The 17,921-nt window shown below is 42.6% G+C and carries 13 protein-coding genes; 7 read left to right on the top strand and 6 right to left on the bottom strand.

Annotation, left to right across the window (positions count from 1 at the left end; translation table 11 throughout):
• Window positions 1–33: 33 nt before the first annotated feature.
• From G460_RS0107925 to leuS, 6 genes are all read right to left on the bottom strand, one after another.
• Window positions 34–756 (bottom strand): MbnP family protein, encoded by a 723-nt coding sequence (locus tag G460_RS0107925; RefSeq protein ID WP_026954846.1) that lies wholly within the window; start codon window positions 754–756, stop codon window positions 34–36.
• A 10-nt stretch (window positions 757–766) separates the two neighbouring features.
• Window positions 767–1,885 (bottom strand): cytochrome-c peroxidase, encoded by a 1,119-nt coding sequence (locus G460_RS0107920; protein WP_051315971.1) that lies wholly within the window; start codon window positions 1,883–1,885, stop codon window positions 767–769.
• A gap of 45 nt (window positions 1,886–1,930) precedes the next feature.
• Complete coding sequence (locus G460_RS21640) at window positions 1,931–2,305, bottom strand: hypothetical protein (RefSeq protein ID WP_035464114.1); 375 nt, start codon at window positions 2,303–2,305, stop codon at window positions 1,931–1,933.
• Window positions 2,306–2,389: 84 nt separating this feature from the next.
• Window positions 2,390–3,238, bottom strand: coding sequence for an FkbM family methyltransferase (locus tag G460_RS0107910; RefSeq protein WP_026954844.1), 849 nt, complete (start codon window positions 3,236–3,238; stop codon window positions 2,390–2,392).
• A gap of 2 nt (window positions 3,239–3,240) precedes the next feature.
• A complete protein-coding gene (locus tag G460_RS0107905) occupies window positions 3,241–4,290 on the bottom strand; it encodes a glycosyltransferase family 4 protein (RefSeq protein ID WP_026954843.1) in 1,050 nt (349 codons plus the stop codon).
• A 48-nt stretch (window positions 4,291–4,338) separates the two neighbouring features.
• Entirely contained in the window at window positions 4,339–7,113 is a 2,775-nt protein-coding gene (gene leuS, locus G460_RS0107900) for a leucine--tRNA ligase (protein WP_026954842.1), read from the bottom strand.
• A 171-nt stretch (window positions 7,114–7,284) separates the two neighbouring features.
• Between leuS and G460_RS0107890 the strand changes: the two genes are divergently transcribed.
• The 7 genes from G460_RS0107890 to G460_RS0107855 all read left to right on the top strand — a co-directional run bounded on the left by G460_RS0107890 (window position 7,285) and on the right by G460_RS0107855 (window position 17,911).
• On the top strand, window positions 7,285–8,874 hold the full coding sequence (locus G460_RS0107890; RefSeq protein ID WP_026954841.1) for a peptidase dimerization domain-containing protein: 1,590 nt from the start codon (window positions 7,285–7,287) through the stop codon (window positions 8,872–8,874).
• A gap of 135 nt (window positions 8,875–9,009) precedes the next feature.
• Window positions 9,010–9,459, top strand: a complete 450-nt coding sequence (locus tag G460_RS0107885; RefSeq protein WP_026954840.1) for a GNAT family N-acetyltransferase — start codon at window positions 9,010–9,012, stop codon at window positions 9,457–9,459.
• A 137-nt stretch (window positions 9,460–9,596) separates the two neighbouring features.
• Window positions 9,597–10,223 (top strand): 7-carboxy-7-deazaguanine synthase QueE, encoded by a 627-nt coding sequence (locus G460_RS0107875; protein ID WP_026954839.1) that lies wholly within the window; start codon window positions 9,597–9,599, stop codon window positions 10,221–10,223.
• 4 nt (window positions 10,224–10,227) lie between these two features.
• Window positions 10,228–12,150, top strand: a complete 1,923-nt coding sequence (locus G460_RS0107870; RefSeq protein ID WP_026954838.1) for an OmpA family protein — start codon at window positions 10,228–10,230, stop codon at window positions 12,148–12,150.
• Window positions 12,151–12,630: 480 nt separating this feature from the next.
• Window positions 12,631–15,606 (top strand): SusC/RagA family TonB-linked outer membrane protein, encoded by a 2,976-nt coding sequence (locus G460_RS0107865; protein WP_026954837.1) that lies wholly within the window; start codon window positions 12,631–12,633, stop codon window positions 15,604–15,606.
• Between the two features lie 11 nt (window positions 15,607–15,617).
• Window positions 15,618–17,060 carry a RagB/SusD family nutrient uptake outer membrane protein gene (locus G460_RS0107860; RefSeq protein ID WP_035464112.1) on the top strand — a complete coding sequence of 481 codons (1,443 nt, stop codon included), beginning with the start codon at window positions 15,618–15,620 and terminating at the stop codon, window positions 17,058–17,060.
• A 14-nt stretch (window positions 17,061–17,074) separates the two neighbouring features.
• Entirely contained in the window at window positions 17,075–17,911 is an 837-nt protein-coding gene (locus G460_RS0107855; protein ID WP_157366890.1) for a hypothetical protein, read from the top strand.
• Window positions 17,912–17,921: the final 10 nt, after the last annotated feature.

Here is a 17,921-nt window from a genome sequence, read left to right as displayed (position 1 = left end):
ATTCCCCGAGGAGATTTCCTCGGGGAAATTGAATTAGTTAGCCTTTATGAATCCTTCCGCATAGTTTTGACCAATCTGGTCTGCCACTGGGCCTCCCATGACCGTCGTGCTGGCCATGTTGCTTGGAGCAAGGATGTTGGGGTTGGAGAAAAGCTCATCAATGGCCGTTTCCAGAGCGATAGAACTTGCTTTGCCTGCCATCACTCCCGAAAGCGGCAAGGTGACAGTAGCATAATTTGAGTTCGTTCCGATATGGAATATCAAGCCAGTTCTTTCCTGAGTTGACTGATGCGTAAACTCACCTTCCAAAACGACGAATTTATAGCCTGAATTCCAGTTCCAGGCCATGTCATTGTTGGGATCTAGATCGCCGGTCTGATCAGTCCTAGAATTGGCCACTTCATCCACTCCGATCGAAAAAGTGATCTGGTCATAATTGGCAGATGGAATCATTCCCAAATCGATGACGGAGTTGAAATCCTGACCCAACAGGTGGTAGCTGTCGTTTTCTATGTATTGAGTAGCTGATTCCGTATCGGTCAATACCACGTTGGAGATGTAGTATTTGAATTTTTTCACCATAAATGGCTCCCCAGAAGGCAACGTGAAGTTTTCTTGATTGAGCTCAAGAGGGTTCCCGTTCAATGTGTTTTCAAATGTGATTTCCACATTCATTTGAGCGGGAGTTTCGTCTTCTTTGTCACAGGAAGCAAAGGCAAAAAGGACTGCAAGGAATAGGTAGGATATATTTTTCATTGTGATTTTTCTAATTAAATGGATTTGAAAATTTTGGATTGGAAACAAACTCTTCATCTGTCAGCGTATGAAGAAATGCGATGATTGCTTGCTTCTCTTCTGCTGATAGGTAAAGTTTGATTGGTTTGGAAGGATCTAGTGCTTCGTTACTGGCTTCCAAAATGAGGACATCTAAGGTTTCGCTATTTTGGATATGCTCATTGTAATGGTCGAGCACTTCATCGAGAGTCGAGAATCGCCCGTCATGCATATAGGGTGCAGTCAACGCAATATTTCGAAGTCCCGGTGCTTTGAATTTTCCCTTGTCAAATGGATTGCCTGTGACAAACTCCAGCCCGGACTTTAACTTTTCATCTGAGTCCAAGCCATTGTTGTGAAAGCCAGCGATACCATTGGGGTCTCCTGAGGTCAGAAAACCTAAGTGGCAATCTCCGCAGTTGCCGCCTCTGAGCTGAATGGAGGGTTCTGGATGGGTGAAGAACAGTTCTAGTCCCAATTCTTCCTCGGGACTAAGTTCTACCTCGCCACGAATCCACTTGTCAAATTTGGAATTGGCCGAAATAAGTGTCCTTTCAAACTGTGCCAGTGCCTTGCCGATAGTTTCTGAAGTCACTTGGTCAGATCCGAAGGCAGCCTGAAATAACTCCGGATAGTCCGGATCATCCTGAAGTCTGGAGATAGCCTCATCTAAAGGGAGATTCATCTCCAGCGAGTCTTCAATAGGAAGCAGTGCCTGTTCTTCTAAGGATACAGCTCTACCATTCCAAAAGAAACGGGTTTGCCAGTGAAGATTGGACAAAGCCATGGCGTTCATTGTCCCAAGAGTTCCATTGACTCCAGGGCTGACTTGAAGACCATCACTGAATCCTTTTTCTTGCTGATGACAAGAGGAGCAGGAAATGGTGCCGTCTTGGGATAGCTTTTTCTCATAAAAAAGCATACGGCCCAGACGCACTCCTTCCTCCGTCAGGGGGTTGTCTGATGGCATGGCTTGCTGATCCGAGAAATAGTCGGGTTTTTCCAAGGAAATAGGAGTGGGCCCTTGCGCAACAGGGGATTCACTCTCACCACAGGAATACAACAATGCACCAGCCATCATCCAACCCGCGTAGCGGATAAGAGATCGCATAATCTATTTTTGTAATAGGGAAATTGAATTAATTCAGAAAGGGAATTAACTCTTGGGAGGGTGGTCGATTGAACAAGTTGCAGCTTGGCTAAACGCAATGTGATACGTTTCCTGATGCTCCAAAAAAGCCTTAAATGTCAATTCTAAGGAATCTTGAGAAGCTTCTGTGGGAACAAAAACGCCAAAGTCTTTATTGAAGGAAAATGCAGGAAGAGACTCTTGACGCTCTTTCTCTGCCTGGATTTTTTCCGCCAAAAAACACTTTCCATCACACTTTAGCTCAGGTTTGTCCTGATTGATACAAAAATTCTCAATGATGTATTTTTGGTTGATCGTGAAGTTGACCTTGATCACCGAATACACCATGCTATTGAGAATCATCATCATCGCAAGGGTAATATAAGTGAGGCTTTTTAGCATTTGACGGCAAATATATGACCGAGTTCATAAAGTTTAGTTGACTTTTGTCTAAAAAACTTCCTTAAATCTTGATAGTACCATGAATTATGGGTTTTGTCTAGGTAGAGCCAAAATATTACAAAACTCAGGCAGCGTTTTGATAGGAGTGAGCTTGCCTCTCAGTCCCAATTGAAAGAATTTGTAGTCGTATTTTTGAAGCAATTCCAAAATATCCTCTGCTTCGTATCCACCGGATTTGCAGGCCTCACGATTGATTTCTAAAAGTAACTTGGGTCGGAATTTCTCAATGGATTTTTCTCCTCCTTGCAATACCTGAAGCTCGGCACCTTCTACATCGACTTTCATCACATCGATGCGAGTTATCCCTAGTTTTTCAACTTGATTGTCTAGGGTGTCCAACTGAATTTTTCCCAGGGAAATATTGAACTGATCCGAACTGAAGATGGTATTGGTTCCTTCGTTTTCGCCAGGCTGGGTGAATAGTTCCAGTTCGCCCGGTTCATTACTCAAGCCCAATTGAATCGGGTGGAAGACAGAATTGTATTTCGGGTTGAGCTGGATGTTTTCTTTGAGCTGGGCAAAAAGTCCTGCCATCGGCTCGAAGGAATAAACTTTTCCAGTAGTTCCTACTTTACGAGCTGCCCAAAGGGTATATTCTCCTTGGTTTGCTCCCACATCGATAAAAGTATCGCCTTTTTTTAGCTGACTTTCCAAGGTGAAAATGGGCGACCAATCATGCGCTCCTCTCCAATAGATGGCTTTTCCCATGTGTTTGGAAAGATCCACTTTCATAGAAATCCCGCGAAAGGAAAATTCTTTCCAATTGGAGCTTTGAGAATCTTTGGAAAATAAGCCTCTCAAAAACTTCGAAACAAAGTATCCTCCGGGAATAATGTACAGATTTCTAGAAAGTTGGCTGAAGAGTTTTTCCATTTTTAGAGGAGGGTGTTCAAAGTGGAAATGAGTTCTTTTTCCCTTTTTTTCAATGTGAAATTTTGAATGATTTGCTCTCGGGCTGCTTGCGCTAAAAACTCTTTGTTTTCTATGTAAAGGGTATTTTGAACCAAATCTATCGCTAAGGTCAGGTCTTTTTTGGTTAAAATAAAACCACTTTCACCAATTATTTGAGGGATATGGTTTGTATTGGATCCAATCGGGATACAGTCGCAAAGCATGGCTTCGGCCAAAGCGCATCCAAATCCCTCAAAGCTTGAAAGTTGGAAATAGAATTGGGCTTTTTGGTAGGTTTCTCGAAGTGTTTCTGGACTGAGTCTTCCCAGAAATTGAACATTCTCTGGAATTTCAATTTCCAAATCTTCAGGACCTACTCCCGCAAAATAGAATTTGCATGTAGGAAATTCTTTGGCCAATTCCACAATCAAATCTCCACCTTTTAAAGTTAACTGACTGGGAGACATCACTGTCAGAAAGCTGTTTTCTTCTTTTTGAATATCTGGCGAAATGGACCAAAACTCTTCATCCAACCCATTGTAAATCACCTTGAAGTTGGGATTCAAATTAGGGTAAAGAATTTTGATTCCCTGGCTTTGATTCCTGATTTTCGGATCAAAAGTCAAAGCCGTTTCGATCAAGGAATCGCTGACAGGAAGGATCAAGTCAGTTTTGGAATAGGCAGCTCCGCAGATCTTTTTCAGAATCGGAATCCGCAAACTCCCATAGTTGATTTCTGGGATCGCCGCTGAGTCAGTTCCGTGAATGATGACAACGGATTTCTTTCCTAAAAGCTTGGCGAAAAAGGTCGGCCAATAAGCCCAATACCCTCCAAAATTCACCACTATCAGATCCGCCCAGATGGTAGCTGGAATCATAGCGAAAAACTGCAAAAAGAAGTATAAGGGAGCGTATTGCTTATTTTTCCAAGGGTACTGGTTGACTCTAACTTGGAAATGCTTCTCCAAGATCTGGAGATCAGCCTTGACAAAGGACTGAAAAGAAGGGGTGACGTACAAAAGCCTTTTTTTCATGGTCAAAGTCTTAGTATGTCACCCCTTTTTAGAATTTTTTGATTCAGATTATACCACCAAGTTGACAATCTTTCCTGGTACCACGATCACTTTTTTAGGCGTTTTTCCTTCCATCCATTTCTGGACAGTTTCATCCGCTAAAGCTGCCTTTTCGATGTCTTCCTTGCTCAAATCAAGACTCAAGGTCAATTTAGCACGCATTTTACCATTGATCATTACTGGGTATTCAAAGCTGCTTTCTACCAAGTGTTCTTCCTTGAATTCTGGGAAGTTAGCTTTAGTGACAGAGTCTGAATGGCCCAGCAAAGCCCAAAGTTCTTCTGCGATATGTGGCGCATAAGGTGAAACCAAAATAGCCATCGGTTCCAAAATTTCACGCTTGTTGGATTTCAAAGCGGTCAATTCATTCACACAGATCATGAAGCTGGAAACCGAAGTATTGAATGAGAAATTCGCCATGTCATCGTCCATCTTTTTAATGGTTTTGTGTAGGGTCTTCAATTCCTCCTTAGATGCTTTTGCATCAGATATTTCAAATTCTCCTTTGGCATTGTGGTATAGGTTCCAAAGCTTTCTCAAGAACTTGTAAACCCCGTCGATCCCGTTGGTATTCCAAGGCTTGAATTGCTCCAAAGGCCCCAAGAACATTTCGTACAACCTCAATGTGTCAGCACCATATTTCTCGATGATATCATCCGGATTAACCACATTGTATTTGGACTTGGACATCTTTTCTACCTCTGCTCCGCAGACGTATTTGCCGTCTTCCAAGATGAATTCTGCATCAGCCAGATCCGGTCTCCATGCCTTGAATTTTTCCAAGTTCAATTGGTCGTTATAGACGATATTGACATCCACGTGCATGGCAGCGGTGTCATATTGATCTTTCAATCCGTAGGAAACAAAGGTGTTAGTTCCTTTTTGACGATAGACAAAGTTGGATCTCCCTTGGATCATCCCTTGGTTGATCATTTTTTGGAAAGGCTCGTCGATTTTCACCGCTCCGATATCATGCAAAAACTTGGTCCAGAATCTTGAATACAACAAGTGCCCTGTCGCATGCTCAGATCCTCCAATATAGAGATCTACCGAACCCCAGTAATCAGTAATGGCTTTGTCAGCAAAAACTTCCTCGTTTTTAGGATCCATGTAGCGGAAGAAATACCAGCTAGAACCCGCCCAACCTGGCATGGTGGAAAGTTCCAAAGGATATTCTCCGTCTTCAGTTTTATAAGTCCAGTCTTTAGCCCGGCCCAAAGGTGGTTCTCCATCTTCTGTAGGAAGGTATTTGTCCACCTCTGGTAATACCAAAGGCAAGTCTTTTACATCTACCAATTTTGGAAGTCCGTCTTTGAAATAAACTGGAAGTGGCTCTCCCCAATAGCGTTGGCGCGTAAAAATCGCATCTCTCATTCGGAATTGAATTTTTCCTTTTCCGATGCCTTTTTCTTCCAAAAATTCAATTGCTTTTTCCATGGCTTCTTTCATGTATAACCCAGAAATAAAACCTGAATTAATGATCAAGCCACCCTTTCCTGGGAAAGATCCTTCCTCCATGGACCCTTCGATTACTTGGCGGATTTCTAATCCAAAATGCTTCGCAAAGTTGTAATCACGCTCATCATGAGCCGGTACAGCCATTACAGCCCCAGTTCCATAACCCGCCAAAACATAGTCAGCAACCCAAATTTGGATTTCTTCACCATTGAATGGGTTAACGGCATAAGCACCTGTGAAAGCACCAGAAATGGTTTTAACATCACTCATCCGCTCTCTTTCGGAGCGGTTTTTTGCCACTTGGATGTAGGCTTCTGCTGTTTCTCTTTGATCCTCTGTGATCAATTCAGCAGCTAAGTCAGACTCAGGGGCCAAGGCCAAATAAGTTACTCCATAGATCGTATCTACACGGGTTGTAAACACTTTAATCTTTTTATCAGATCCCTTGACGTCAAAAAGAACTTCCGCTCCAATGGATTTTCCGATCCAATTTCGCTGCATTTCTTTGACAGGTTCGGACCAATCGATGGTATCCAATCCTTTCAACAAGCGATCTGCATAAGCAGTGATTCTCATGGACCACTGCATCATTTTCTTTCTTTCTACCGGATGTCCGCCTCTTTCAGAGAAACCGTCTTTTACTTCATCATTGGAAAGCACAGTTCCCAAAGCAGCACACCAGTTGACAGTCGTTTCAGCTAAATAGGTCAAGCGGTATTTCAAGAGCATTTCTTCTTTTTCCTTCTCAGAAAAAGCAGCCCAATCTTCGGCGGTGAAAACTGGAGTTTCATCATCACAAACAGCCTTGATAGCTTTGTTTCCTTCTTTTTCAAATCTGGAAATCAAAGATTCGATGGAAAGTGCTTTGTCGGCATCCTGATCATAATAGCTATTGAAAAGCTGCATGAAGATCCACTGAGTCCATTTGTAATAGGCAGGATCAGAGGTTCTCACTTCTCTGTCCCAATCAAAAGCGAAACCGATATTTTTTAGCTGCTCGGTATATCTAGCAATGTTTTGCTCAGTAGTAATTGCTGGATGCTGGCCCGTCTGAATAGCGTATTGCTCTGCAGGAAGTCCAAAGGAATCGTAGCCCATCGGATGAAGGACATTGAATCCTTGCAACATTTTATAGCGGGAAATAATATCAGAGGCGATGTATCCAAGCGGGTGGCCTACGTGCAGTCCGGCTCCAGATGGATAAGGAAACATGTCCAAGGAATAAAATTTGGGTTTGTCCTGGTCAACTTTCGCATGAAAAGTCTCATTTTCCTTCCAGAAGTTTTGCCACTTCTTCTCTATCTCTCTGAAGTTGTACTCCGCCATGATTACTAGATTCTTTATTTTTTTACTGAATGCCTGCAAAAATAGAAAAATCAGGCGGGTTTGGTAGGCAAATTTTCAATTCCTCTTACTCCTGTATTTTTCCACTGATCATTTTTATCTCTAATCCTTTCAGCTTTTTGCTAAATTCCAGATATACAACCACCAACATTTATGAAAAACATCAAACTACTAGGCTTGGCTCTTTTGATAGGGCTAAGTGGACCTCTTGTGGGTCGACAGAAATTTTCACCCAAAAAACTAGAAGCCCTAAAAGAGGAAGTGTCGCAGCTCGTCCAAAATCGTGAAAAGCAAAGTCAGGTCATGGTCGATAAGATTTTCAGTTTTGCTGAACTGGGCTTTCAGGAAGTGGAGTCCTCCAAGTATTTGACGGGAATTTTGGCTGAAAATGGATTTGAGATCGAGCAGGGAGTGTCCGGAATTCCCACGGCTTGGTTTGCTCGCTGGAGCAATGGAGACGGGCCTGTCATAGCCCTAGGATCCGATGTGGACAATATTCCCAAAGCATCTCAATATCCGGGCGTGGCCTATCACAAACCTATCGTAGAAGGAGCTCCAGGTCATGGAGAAGGACACAATGCCGGCATTCCTTTGAATATCACTGCGGCACTGGCGGTGAAGGAAATCATGGAGCGGGAAAATATCGGTGGAACATTGATTTTGTGGCCTGGAATAGCAGAAGAACTGGTGGCTTCCAAAGCGTGGTTTGCTAGAGATGGACTATTTGAAGGGATTGATATCTGTATTTTCACCCATGTCAGTAGCAATCTAGGTGTCAGCTATGGTCAGGCTTCCGGCACAGGGTTGATTTCTGTGGAATATACTTTTACCGGGGAAGCAGCTCATGGAGCCGGTGCACCCTGGAGAGGAAAGTCGGCGGCTGACGCGGTAGAACTGATGAATATTGGTTGGAACTACAAGCGAGAGCATCTTCACTATTTGAAAAGATCCCACTCTGTCATCACCGACGGTGGCGATCAGCCAAACGTGGTTCCTTCCAAAGCCTCTATTTGGTATTATTTCCGGGATGTGAAATACGATGGAATCATGGAAATGTACGAGCAGGCAACAAATATTGCCAAAGGTGCCGCATTGATGACTGAAACGGAAATGGACTATAAAGTGCTGGGAACAGCTTGGCCTAGACACTTCAATAAGGTGATAGCGGAGACGATGTACGCCAACATTTCGAAAGTAGGTTTACCGGCTTGGGATGAGAACGATCAAACACTAGCTAAGGCAGTGCAGAAAGAAATGGGCAGTGAGGAAAAAGGACTTCCAACAGAGTTGTCTGAGTTGGGATTGCCTGTGACTGAGCCCAGAAGTGGAGGGTCAGATGATATTGGAGATGTGTCCTGGGTTTTGCCTACAGTGACGCTGGGTTTTCCTTCCAATATTCCCGGGCTGCCCGGACACCATTGGGCCAATGCCATTGCAATGGCGACACCAATTGCGCACAAGGGAGTGACCGCAGGTGCTAAGGCTGAGGCGATGACGATTTTGGATTTCTTGTTAAAACCAGAATTGGTAGATCAGGCCTGGGATTATTTTACCAATGTGCAAACCAAAGAAGAGCAATACAAGCCGATGATCACTGCGCAAGATCCGCCGCCAATCTATCTCAATGAAGAAATCATGAAGAAGTTCAGACCAGAGTTGGAGAAGTTCTATTACGATGAAACCAAGTATGACACTTATTTGGAGCAGTTGGGAGTGACGTACCCTACTATTCGCAAAGACTAGAAATTTACGAATTACGATTTTTGATTTACGATGTCATTTTGAACTTTAGAACTATATACAAGAGGAAAGTCTATCTAATTGAGGTTTGGAGTTTAATACAGCCTCGTAAATCGTACTTCGTAAATCAAAAATGCTATGGATGCCAAATTTGCTTTTAAAATCAGATTAGCTTCTCTAGACGAACTCTTGTGGATGCATCAGCATATCCCGGAGTTCCCTGGAAAAGCTTCTCATGATTTTTATGAGGATCGATTAAAGCATCGCTTGTATTTGGCTTTGGTGGCTGAAAAGGAAGGAGAGCTGATCGGATTCAAGGTCGGTTATCAAAGCGATACACCAGATCGGTTTTATTCTTGGATGGGAGGGGTGAGGCCTGAATTTCGAAAACTAGGTGTTGCAGATGCTTTAGCAGATTTTCAGGAAAACTGGGCTGTAGAACATGGTTTCACTTCAATATTTTTCAAAACCAGAAATAGATTTCCCGCCATGATTTCTTTTGGTTTGAAGAGAGGATTCAAGATTTTGGAAGTGATCCCCAAAGGTGGAGTGGAGGATTACAGGATAGTGATGGGAAAGGGGTTGTAAAGTGGCAAGGTTCAATAGTTCAAAAGGATCGTTGCTAGACCTAAAATCTTTTCCACTTTGCAACCTTCCAACTTTACTCCTACCTTTGCAGCTTCAAAATTCACCAGCGGTTCAATCGCCCGCTTTATCAAAAATTCATGAATACCAAAGATCAAGTAGCAAAAGGACTGATGCTTCCTGTCATGGAGGCTTTTTATACCATCCAGGGAGAAGGGAAATATACCGGGCATCCTGCATATTTTATCCGGCTGGGAGGCTGTGATGTGGGTTGTGTCTGGTGTGATGTCAAAGAATCCTGGGAAGCTGCCAAATGGCCCGTTTTATCTATCGAGCAAATCGTCGAAGAAGCCTTGAGTCATCCGGGGAGATTAGTGGTGATTACAGGAGGTGAACCTTTGATGTATGATTTGGGGCCTTTGACTCGGCTTTTGAAAGAAAAAGGCTTTACAACCAATATCGAAACTTCAGGCGCTCATCCCTTCTCTGGAGATTTTGATTGGGTTTGTTTTTCTCCCAAGAAATTCAAAAAACCTCATCCGTCCATTTATGAAGTGGCGAATGAGTTGAAAGTGGTTGTCTTTCACAAGAGCGATTTTGACTTTGCCGAGGAGCATGCGGCTCTTGTCAATGAGAGCTGTGAACTGCGTCTGCAACCTGAGTGGAGCAAGGCTAATAGGTTTTTGCCGAACATCATCGAATACTCGAAAAATCATCCGAATTGGAAAATTTCCCTACAAACACATAAATTTATGGACATACCTTAAGTCCATGCGCCCTGTTTTAGTCTTTTTTTTCTTGATTTTATGTCATTCTGTGGCTTTTGCACAGGAGTTTTCCATCATTGACGGTAGAGCAATCAAGTTTTACAAGGAGGGAGAAAAGCTGATTTCGGAGAGAAGATACCCGGAAGCCTTGGACAAATTTCAGGATGCGATAGATAGGGAGGGGTCTTTTTTGGAAGCCTATGTCAAAAAATCCCAGCTGCTCATCACCATGGATGAACTTGAAGAGGCAGAATCTGTCGCTGAGAAAGGGAGGGCTAGGCTCTCAGGTAAAAATGCACAACAAAAACATCGTGCAGACCTTGGCTGGATTTTCACTACTATTTATCTGAAAAAGGGGGAATTCGAGAGAGCTTATCGGCAGTTTCAGGAAGTGGATCCTATGTTGGATGAGTCTTTTCGCAATCATATGTATTACAAAGAGATGCAGTCTCAAATGGATTTTCTTGAGAGTCAGCTAGGCAAAGTCATGTCTATCGAAAAAGAAAAATTGGCGGAGCCTCTGAATACATTTCAATTGCAATATTTCCCCGTTTTGACTGCAGATGGAGAGCAAATTTTGTTTACCAAAAGAGATGGAACGGGTAATTTCGACAAAGAAGATATTTTTACCTCATTTTTGAGTCCGGATGGAGACTGGTCAGGACCTAGCAGTATTGCCGAAACCATCAATTCCCAATACAATGAAGGTACCTGTTCTGTCACGGCAGATGGGAAAATCCTAATCTATACTTCCTGTGATGCGCCTGACTCACAGGGTAGCTGTGATCTCTATGTGGCCTACAAAGTCAATGGAAGGTGGCAAAGGCCCAAGAATATGGGGAAAAATGTCAATTCCAGATCATGGGATTCTCAGCCCTCCTTGTCTGCTGATGGGAGGATTTTGTTTTTTTCCTCTAATCGAAAAGGAGGTTTTGGTGGCAATGATATTTGGTATTCGATCCGCATGCAGGATGGATCCTGGTCTGATGCCAAAAATCTAGGAGAAACAGTGAATACCCCGAAGGATGAGATCTCACCCTTTATGTTTTTCAATAACGAAATTCTTTTCTTTGCTTCTGATGGTCATCAAGGATTTGGGGGGATGGATATTTTTCTGTCGAGAGTAAAGGGAGGGGATTTTCAGGAGCCCGAAAACCTAGGGCTGCCAATCAATGACCAATTGGATCAAGTAGCTTTATTCATTACAGCTCAAAAGGACTATGCCTATTTTACCGAATTGACTTCTCATGAGTCGGAGCAGGATAGATCATTGCTATATAGGTTTAGGTTCCCGCAGGAAATTTACCTTGGCGAAAACCTTACTGTCACAGGAGGAAAGGTATTTAATTCGAAGACAGGAGAGCCAATAGATGCGACCCTTTCTTTGGTTTCTTTGACCAATGATAGTACTCTTTATGAGTTTCAGGCGGATGGCAAAAGTGGGGAGTTTATGATGTTGTATCCTGAGAAAACAGTCTCCGGATTGTATGTGGAGAAGAAGGGTTTTTTGCCTAAAATATTCAATGTAGAGCGTGACAAAATTCAAAATGTCAAAGACTTGGAAGTAGAGTTGACTCCTGTGGCATCAGGTGAAGAATTTGTATTTGAAAACATATTTTTTGATTTTGATAAATATGACCTTAAGCCAGAGTCATTGTCTTCACTAAAACGACTGGTCAAGTTTTTGATAGAAAATCCCAATGTCAATATTTTGGTTACCGGTCATACAGACAATGTCGGCTCTTCTAGTTATAATCAGACATTGAGCTTGCGAAGAGCTGAGAGTGTGCAGCAATACCTGCTTGAAAACGGCATGCTTCCAGGCAGGGTTTTAGTGGAGGGAAAGGGGGATACAATGCCGATGTTGCCTAATTCTACGCCTCAAAATCAGGCTTTAAACAGAAGAATTACCATCCGTGTACTTTGATTTGTAGTGGGTGAATTAATTATGTAGTAGGCTATTAATTCAAAATAAAATTTCGTAAAACATATAAAAACTCAAGGCTTATTGTCATAATAAGTATGTGTATTTTTTTAGATTTTTTAGATCTTAATATTCTTGATATTATATAATTGTCAGGTGTAAAAATGCAATAATAAAATTCTGAAAAGTGTTCGTTTTTGAAAATAAAAAAGTATTTGGTCGAAATTGGGCTTCGCAGGAGTAATTAATTTTTCAATCCTCATTTAAAAATTAACTTTTGTTAACATTGTTTTAGCAGATAATTATTTTGCTGCGCGATTTATTTTATTGCGCTGAAAAATAATATTTTGAAATAAATCAAATCTCTTATTTACAAGGAAGTTTATTGTGTTTAATGGAAAATTAATTTTAAGATAAAACTCTTTGTATATACAAAGGAATAAGATATCATTGAAGGTAATTTAAACCATAATCTAACCAAATATGAGGAAAGTTTTACTTCTAGGACTCACGTTGTTTTTGGCAAGTGCGGTTGCATTTGCTCAAAGTCGCGTGGTCTCAGGTACCGTTACCTCCACTGAGGATAACTTAGGTGTACCGGGCGCAACAGTTCTGGTGAAGGGAACAACAGTTGGTACTGCCACAGATCTTGATGGTAAGTATTCAATCAATGTCCCTGCTGGAAGCAATGTCTTGGTCTTTAGCTTTGTAGGCTTGAGTCCCCAAGAGGTCACAATCGGAAACAGGTCGACTATCGATGTCGCTTTGGAACCGGATGTTCAGTCTCTATCAGAGTTTGTGATCACATCTTATGGTGATCAGTCCAAAAGAGAAGTGACGGGTGCGATCGCATCAGTCAAAGGGGAAGTTTTCCAGGACTTGCCTGTGCAGTCATTTGACAGAGCGATGCAAGGACGTATCGCGGGTGTGCAAGTGACTTCGTCTACCGGACAGCCCGGTGGTGCTTTGAACGTGCGAATCCGTGGTGAGGGCTCAATCAATGCGAGTAATGAACCATTGTATATCGTAGATGGTGTGCAAGTGCAAAATGGCGGACTCTCTGGACAAGGTTCCCAAAATGCATTGGCATCTATCAATCCTAATGACATCGAATCTATCGAGGTATTGAAAGATGCTGCAGCGGCAGCAATCTATGGTGCTCAGGCTGCCAATGGGGTAGTATTGATCACTACCAAAAGAGGTAAAAAAGGAAAAACCAACGTTCGTCTTTCTGTTCAGGAAGGGATCGTGAAACCTTTGGAGCTATATGAAGTGATGAACGCTACTCAGCTAGCTACCATCAAGCGTGATGCGTATATCAATGCTGGATTGAATCCTGCAAACGCCGCAGCTACTTTTGGAAATCCTGAAGATCCTAATTTGCAGTCGTATGATTGGGTGGATGCACTTTATAGAGATGCAAGATTAAGTGTCTATGATCTTTCTGTTTCTGGTGGTGATGAGAAAACTACCTTCTATCTATCAGGGTCTTATACAGATCAGGAAGCGCAGATCATCATGTCTGATTATCAAAGAGCGACTGGTCGCTTGAACTTGACCCACAGACCAAATCAGAGGTTTACAGTTTCTGCATCCCTATCTTTGGCGTATCAGAACTCAAACGGTACCATTGATCGTGGTAACTTTGTAAATGGTCCTTTTGTCGCGGGTTATTCGGCTCGTCCTAATGTGCCTATATACAATGAAGACGGTACTTATGCAGCTTATCCTTCCAATCACCTTTTCGGATATAATATCGTTCAGGGTGTGAATGAGGAGACTAGAAATGCTAAAACCGTGCAAACAGTATCCAACTTGTCCTTGAACTATCAGATAGTTCCTTGGTTGAGCTGGACTTCTTATTTCGGTTTGGATTTCTCAGACAATGCTGACGTCAACAACAGACCGTCTACGATCCCTGCATTTTCTTCTTATGGTGGTTCTTCAGTATTTACTGGAAGGAGAAAAACCAACTTCAATACCAACCATAACTTCAACTTCAACAAAACCTTCAATGAAGTACATACTGTAACAGGTATCTTGGGTTTTGAATACAAAGTAGGTAACGAAGACTTGCAGTCTGCTACTGGTAGAGGATTCCCTAACCCTACTTTGATTTATCTTCAAAATGCGGCGACTCCATTTGCAGTCAATTCTAACTATACAGAATACAAAAGAGCTGGTTTCTTCGGTCAGGTGAAGTATGACTACGATGATAGATATACTGCTGATGTGACTATGAGAAGAGACGGTTCTTCTAGATTCGGTTCAGAAAACAAATGGGGTACTTTCGGTGCGGTGTCCGTAGGATGGAGACTTTCTTCTGAAGCATTCTTGGAGGATGTTTACTGGTTGGACAATTTGAGAGTTAGAGGCTCTTATGGTATCACGGGTAACTCCAATATCGACAACTTCGCTTCCAGAACCTTGGTAGGTTCCAGTGGGCAGTACCTAGGTGCTGGTGGTCTTACCGTCAGTCAACTTGGTAATGACCTCTTGACTTGGGAAGAGGCAGAGACTTTCAACTTCGGATTTGATGCGACTCTCTTCAATGGTCGTATCATCACTACTGTTGATTTCTGGAGAAGAAATTCCAATTCACTTTTGTTTGATACCCCACTTCCAGTTGATTCAGGCTTTGATGGAATCACCAGAAATACAGGTTCTGTGAGAAATCAAGGGATTGATTTTGATATCCAGACTACCAACATTGTATCTGGAAAATTTCAATGGAGTACAGCTTTCAATTTGACAGTTTTGGAAAATGAATTGATGTCTCTATATGATGGGCTAGACAGAATCGGTAATGAACTGATCGTCGGTAGACCGATCAATTTCTTCTACACCAATGAGTATCTAGGTGTAAACCCTGCAAACGGATTGGCAATGTATGACGATGGCAATGGAGGGTATACTTACCTAGTCGGAGAGTCTTCATTGGCATATAGAGGTACTGCTCTTCCTACCAGCTACGGAGGTTTGGCCAATACATTTAGCTATGGTCCTTTGAGTCTGGAAGTTTTCTTCCAAGGACAATTTGGAAACAAAGTTTGGAACTCTGATATCTACAACTTGGGTTCTTGGGGATCTGCTCCGGACAACCAGTGGGTGACTCAGCTTGACTACTGGAAGCAGCCGGGAGATATCACTACTGTAGGGATGCCTTACGAAGGTGGTCAGGCTCCAGGTACCTCCAATATCGGTACAGGATCTACTCGATTGCTAAGCGACGGTGGTTACGTGAGATTGAAGCAAGTGACTTTGAAGTACACATTGGGTACTCAAGCAGCTAGCAAAATCGGTATGAGTTCAGCTACAGTTTACCTGCAGGGGATGAATTTGGCGACTTTCACCAAATACAATGGAATCGACCCAGAAGTAAACTCTGTAGGTACTTCTACTTATGGTTCATATCCTAACGGAAAGCAGATCACTGCAGGTATCAACCTTAACTTCTAATTAGAAAAGGAATGAAAAACTATATAAAAATATTAACTCTGGGAACAGCCTTGGCTATGGCATCATGCGATAGCATGTTGGATACCGAGCCAAGACAGAGTTTGACTCCAGAATCTGCTTTTGCAGACGTGGAGAGCTATGAGTCTCTACTTATGGCTGCTTACGGTAGGGTTAGAAGTTTTAACTACTACGGGCAGACGATGATGATTGCTCCTGAGATCATGGCGGATAATTTGAGAATTATCGCAAATACAGGACGATATATCGGACAAGAAGCTAATGCAGATCGTTCTCATATCAATTTGTGGACATACAGTAATACAGGTTTGTTTACTGGGATCAATGAAACAAACATCCTTCTCAACGAAATCGACAATGTAGAAGGAGATGAAGCGCTTCGTACGAAATTGAAAGCAGAAGCTTCTTTCTTGAGAGCTTTATTTTACTTTGATTTGGCAAGAGTGTATGGGTATGAGCCTGGTCAGGAAGTGAACGGATGGACTGCATCTGTAATCCTTCGTACCACGCCTACCTTGGGTCTTTCCAATGCAGATTTCAGAGCAAGAAGCAGCAATAGAGAAGTGTATGATCAGATCGAAGCTGATTTGACTACAGCTATCGCCGGATTGGGCGCAGCGACTCCAGGTTCGGCATCAGTATACCGAGCTAGTAAAGGTGCAGCTGAGCTACTTTTGTCTAGAGTGTACCTCTATGAAGGCAAAAATACCGAAGCGGCATCCATGGCTACTCAAGCAATGGCCTCTCTAGGTCTTGGTAATGATGGTGCTGGATTGGTAGAGGCAGCTGGTTATGAAGCGGCTTTCAATACCTTCCCAAATCCTGAGTCTGTGTTTGAAATGGAAATCAGATCTGTGGATTGGAGTAGCGTGGACGGAGTCAACAACTCCATGAGTTCCTTGACAGCCAATGTCTACACTGGTGCTCAGTTTATCGTTACAGCGACTGACGAGTTGTTGGCATCTTATGATGAGGGTGACGTGAGAAGAGATATGTGGGAGGAGTCTACTCGGTCTGGAGCTGATGGCATCGTTTACGAATCAAAAAAATGGCTAGGAGCTAAAGGTGACTTCTTGGAAAACCTTCCAATCCTTAGATCTTCTGAATTGTACTTGATCAGAGCTGAAGCTAGACAAAAGTCTGGTGATGCGGCAGGTGCATTGGCAGATCTGAATGCATTGAGAAGCAAAAGAGGAGTGGAAGCTTTGGCAGGGTTGTCAGGAGACCAGCTGTTTAATGCAATCCTCAACGAAAGAAGAATCGAGTTTTCATTGGAAGGCCACAGATGGTTTGACTTGAAGAGAAATGGCATGAACATTTCTAAAGCAGGTTCATTTGAAGCGGTACCTTACTCTGATTACAGAATCTTGGCACCAGTGCCTCAGGCTGAGATTATTCTCAACGAAATGCTGGAGAACAATCCTGGTTATAACTAAAAAACTGCAAAATCATGAAATTGAATAAGTTATATATATTCCTGGCAGTCATTGCGACATCCTTGTCCATGACCGCCTGTTTCGAAGATCAGGGTGCAGATGCCATTTTCGAAGACAACTATGTTGAGTTTGAAGATGGGAGATTGCCAAATGGATTGACCTCTACCTATGTAAGAAAATCTGATGATCAAGTAGATCAGGTAGATATTCAGGTCAATAGAGTATCTACAGACGCCTCTTCTGCTATTACGGTAACGGTAGGTATAGATTCAGAAGCTTCTACAGCTGTACAGGGAGTTCACGTGGATTTCGGTGGTGCATCTGTCACTATCCCTGCTGGGGAGTGGGTGGCTACTTTCCCTGTTACTATTTTGACTGGAAATATTGAGCCTTCTGAGTCTCCATCTTTGAAACTAACTATGGAGTCTGCTACGGGAGCTACGATGTCTACTAACTACTCTACTATGGAGTTGAATATCGCTGTGATTTGCGAGTCAAACATTTCCACTGCAAGTGATGTGTGGACTGCGACAAGTGAGTCTGGATATGGTACTTTCACTTCCAAAGTGACCGTGACACCGGTAGCTGGAGCAGTTGGTGAGTATACCGTTTCTGATATCTCTGCTGGCCTTTATGCGGCATTTGGATATGGTACCACTCAGCAAGCGATCTATGGTGACAACTGTAATGTGATGACTTTCTTAAGACCAGGTCAAAGAGAGTTTAATATTTCAGCACCAGCGGTTGAGCCATTTGAAGGTTCTTTTGATCCGGAAACAGAAACACTCGTATTGTATTGGAGTGATCCAAATAATGAGATCGACGGTAAGACTACCTTGGTGAAAGATTAATAGAATCACT

The sequence above is a fragment of the Algoriphagus vanfongensis DSM 17529 genome, from assembly GCF_000429465.1.
Taxonomy (GTDB): domain Bacteria; phylum Bacteroidota; class Bacteroidia; order Cytophagales; family Cyclobacteriaceae; genus Algoriphagus; species Algoriphagus vanfongensis.
The sequence above is the reverse complement of the archived record's forward strand: the minus strand, read 5'-3'. Positions and strand labels throughout refer to the sequence as shown.

Excerpts from the sequence above, each read along its gene's own strand:
- G460_RS0107885 (WP_026954840.1), top strand. The coding sequence starts at position 9,010 with ATGGATGCCAAATTTGCTTTTAAAATCAGATTAGCTTCTCTAGACGAA.
- G460_RS0107875 (WP_026954839.1), top strand. The coding sequence starts at position 9,597 with ATGAATACCAAAGATCAAGTAGCAAAAGGACTGATGCTTCCTGTCATG.
- G460_RS0107925 (WP_026954846.1), bottom strand. The coding sequence starts at position 756 with ATGAAAAATATATCCTACCTATTCCTTGCAGTCCTTTTTGCCTTTGCT.
- G460_RS0107890 (WP_026954841.1), top strand. The coding sequence starts at position 7,285 with ATGAAAAACATCAAACTACTAGGCTTGGCTCTTTTGATAGGGCTAAGT.
- G460_RS0107920 (WP_051315971.1), bottom strand. The coding sequence starts at position 1,885 with ATGCGATCTCTTATCCGCTACGCGGGTTGGATGATGGCTGGTGCATTG.
- leuS (WP_026954842.1), bottom strand. The coding sequence starts at position 7,113 with ATGGCGGAGTACAACTTCAGAGAGATAGAGAAGAAGTGGCAAAACTTC.
- G460_RS21640 (WP_035464114.1), bottom strand. The coding sequence starts at position 2,305 with ATGCTAAAAAGCCTCACTTATATTACCCTTGCGATGATGATGATTCTC.
- G460_RS0107910 (WP_026954844.1), bottom strand. The coding sequence starts at position 3,238 with ATGGAAAAACTCTTCAGCCAACTTTCTAGAAATCTGTACATTATTCCC.
- G460_RS0107860 (WP_035464112.1), top strand. The coding sequence starts at position 15,618 with ATGAAAAACTATATAAAAATATTAACTCTGGGAACAGCCTTGGCTATG.
- G460_RS0107855 (WP_157366890.1), top strand. The coding sequence starts at position 17,075 with ATGAAATTGAATAAGTTATATATATTCCTGGCAGTCATTGCGACATCC.
- G460_RS0107905 (WP_026954843.1), bottom strand. The coding sequence starts at position 4,290 with ATGAAAAAAAGGCTTTTGTACGTCACCCCTTCTTTTCAGTCCTTTGTC.
- G460_RS0107870 (WP_026954838.1), top strand. The coding sequence starts at position 10,228 with ATGCGCCCTGTTTTAGTCTTTTTTTTCTTGATTTTATGTCATTCTGTG.
- G460_RS0107865 (WP_026954837.1), top strand. The coding sequence starts at position 12,631 with ATGAGGAAAGTTTTACTTCTAGGACTCACGTTGTTTTTGGCAAGTGCG.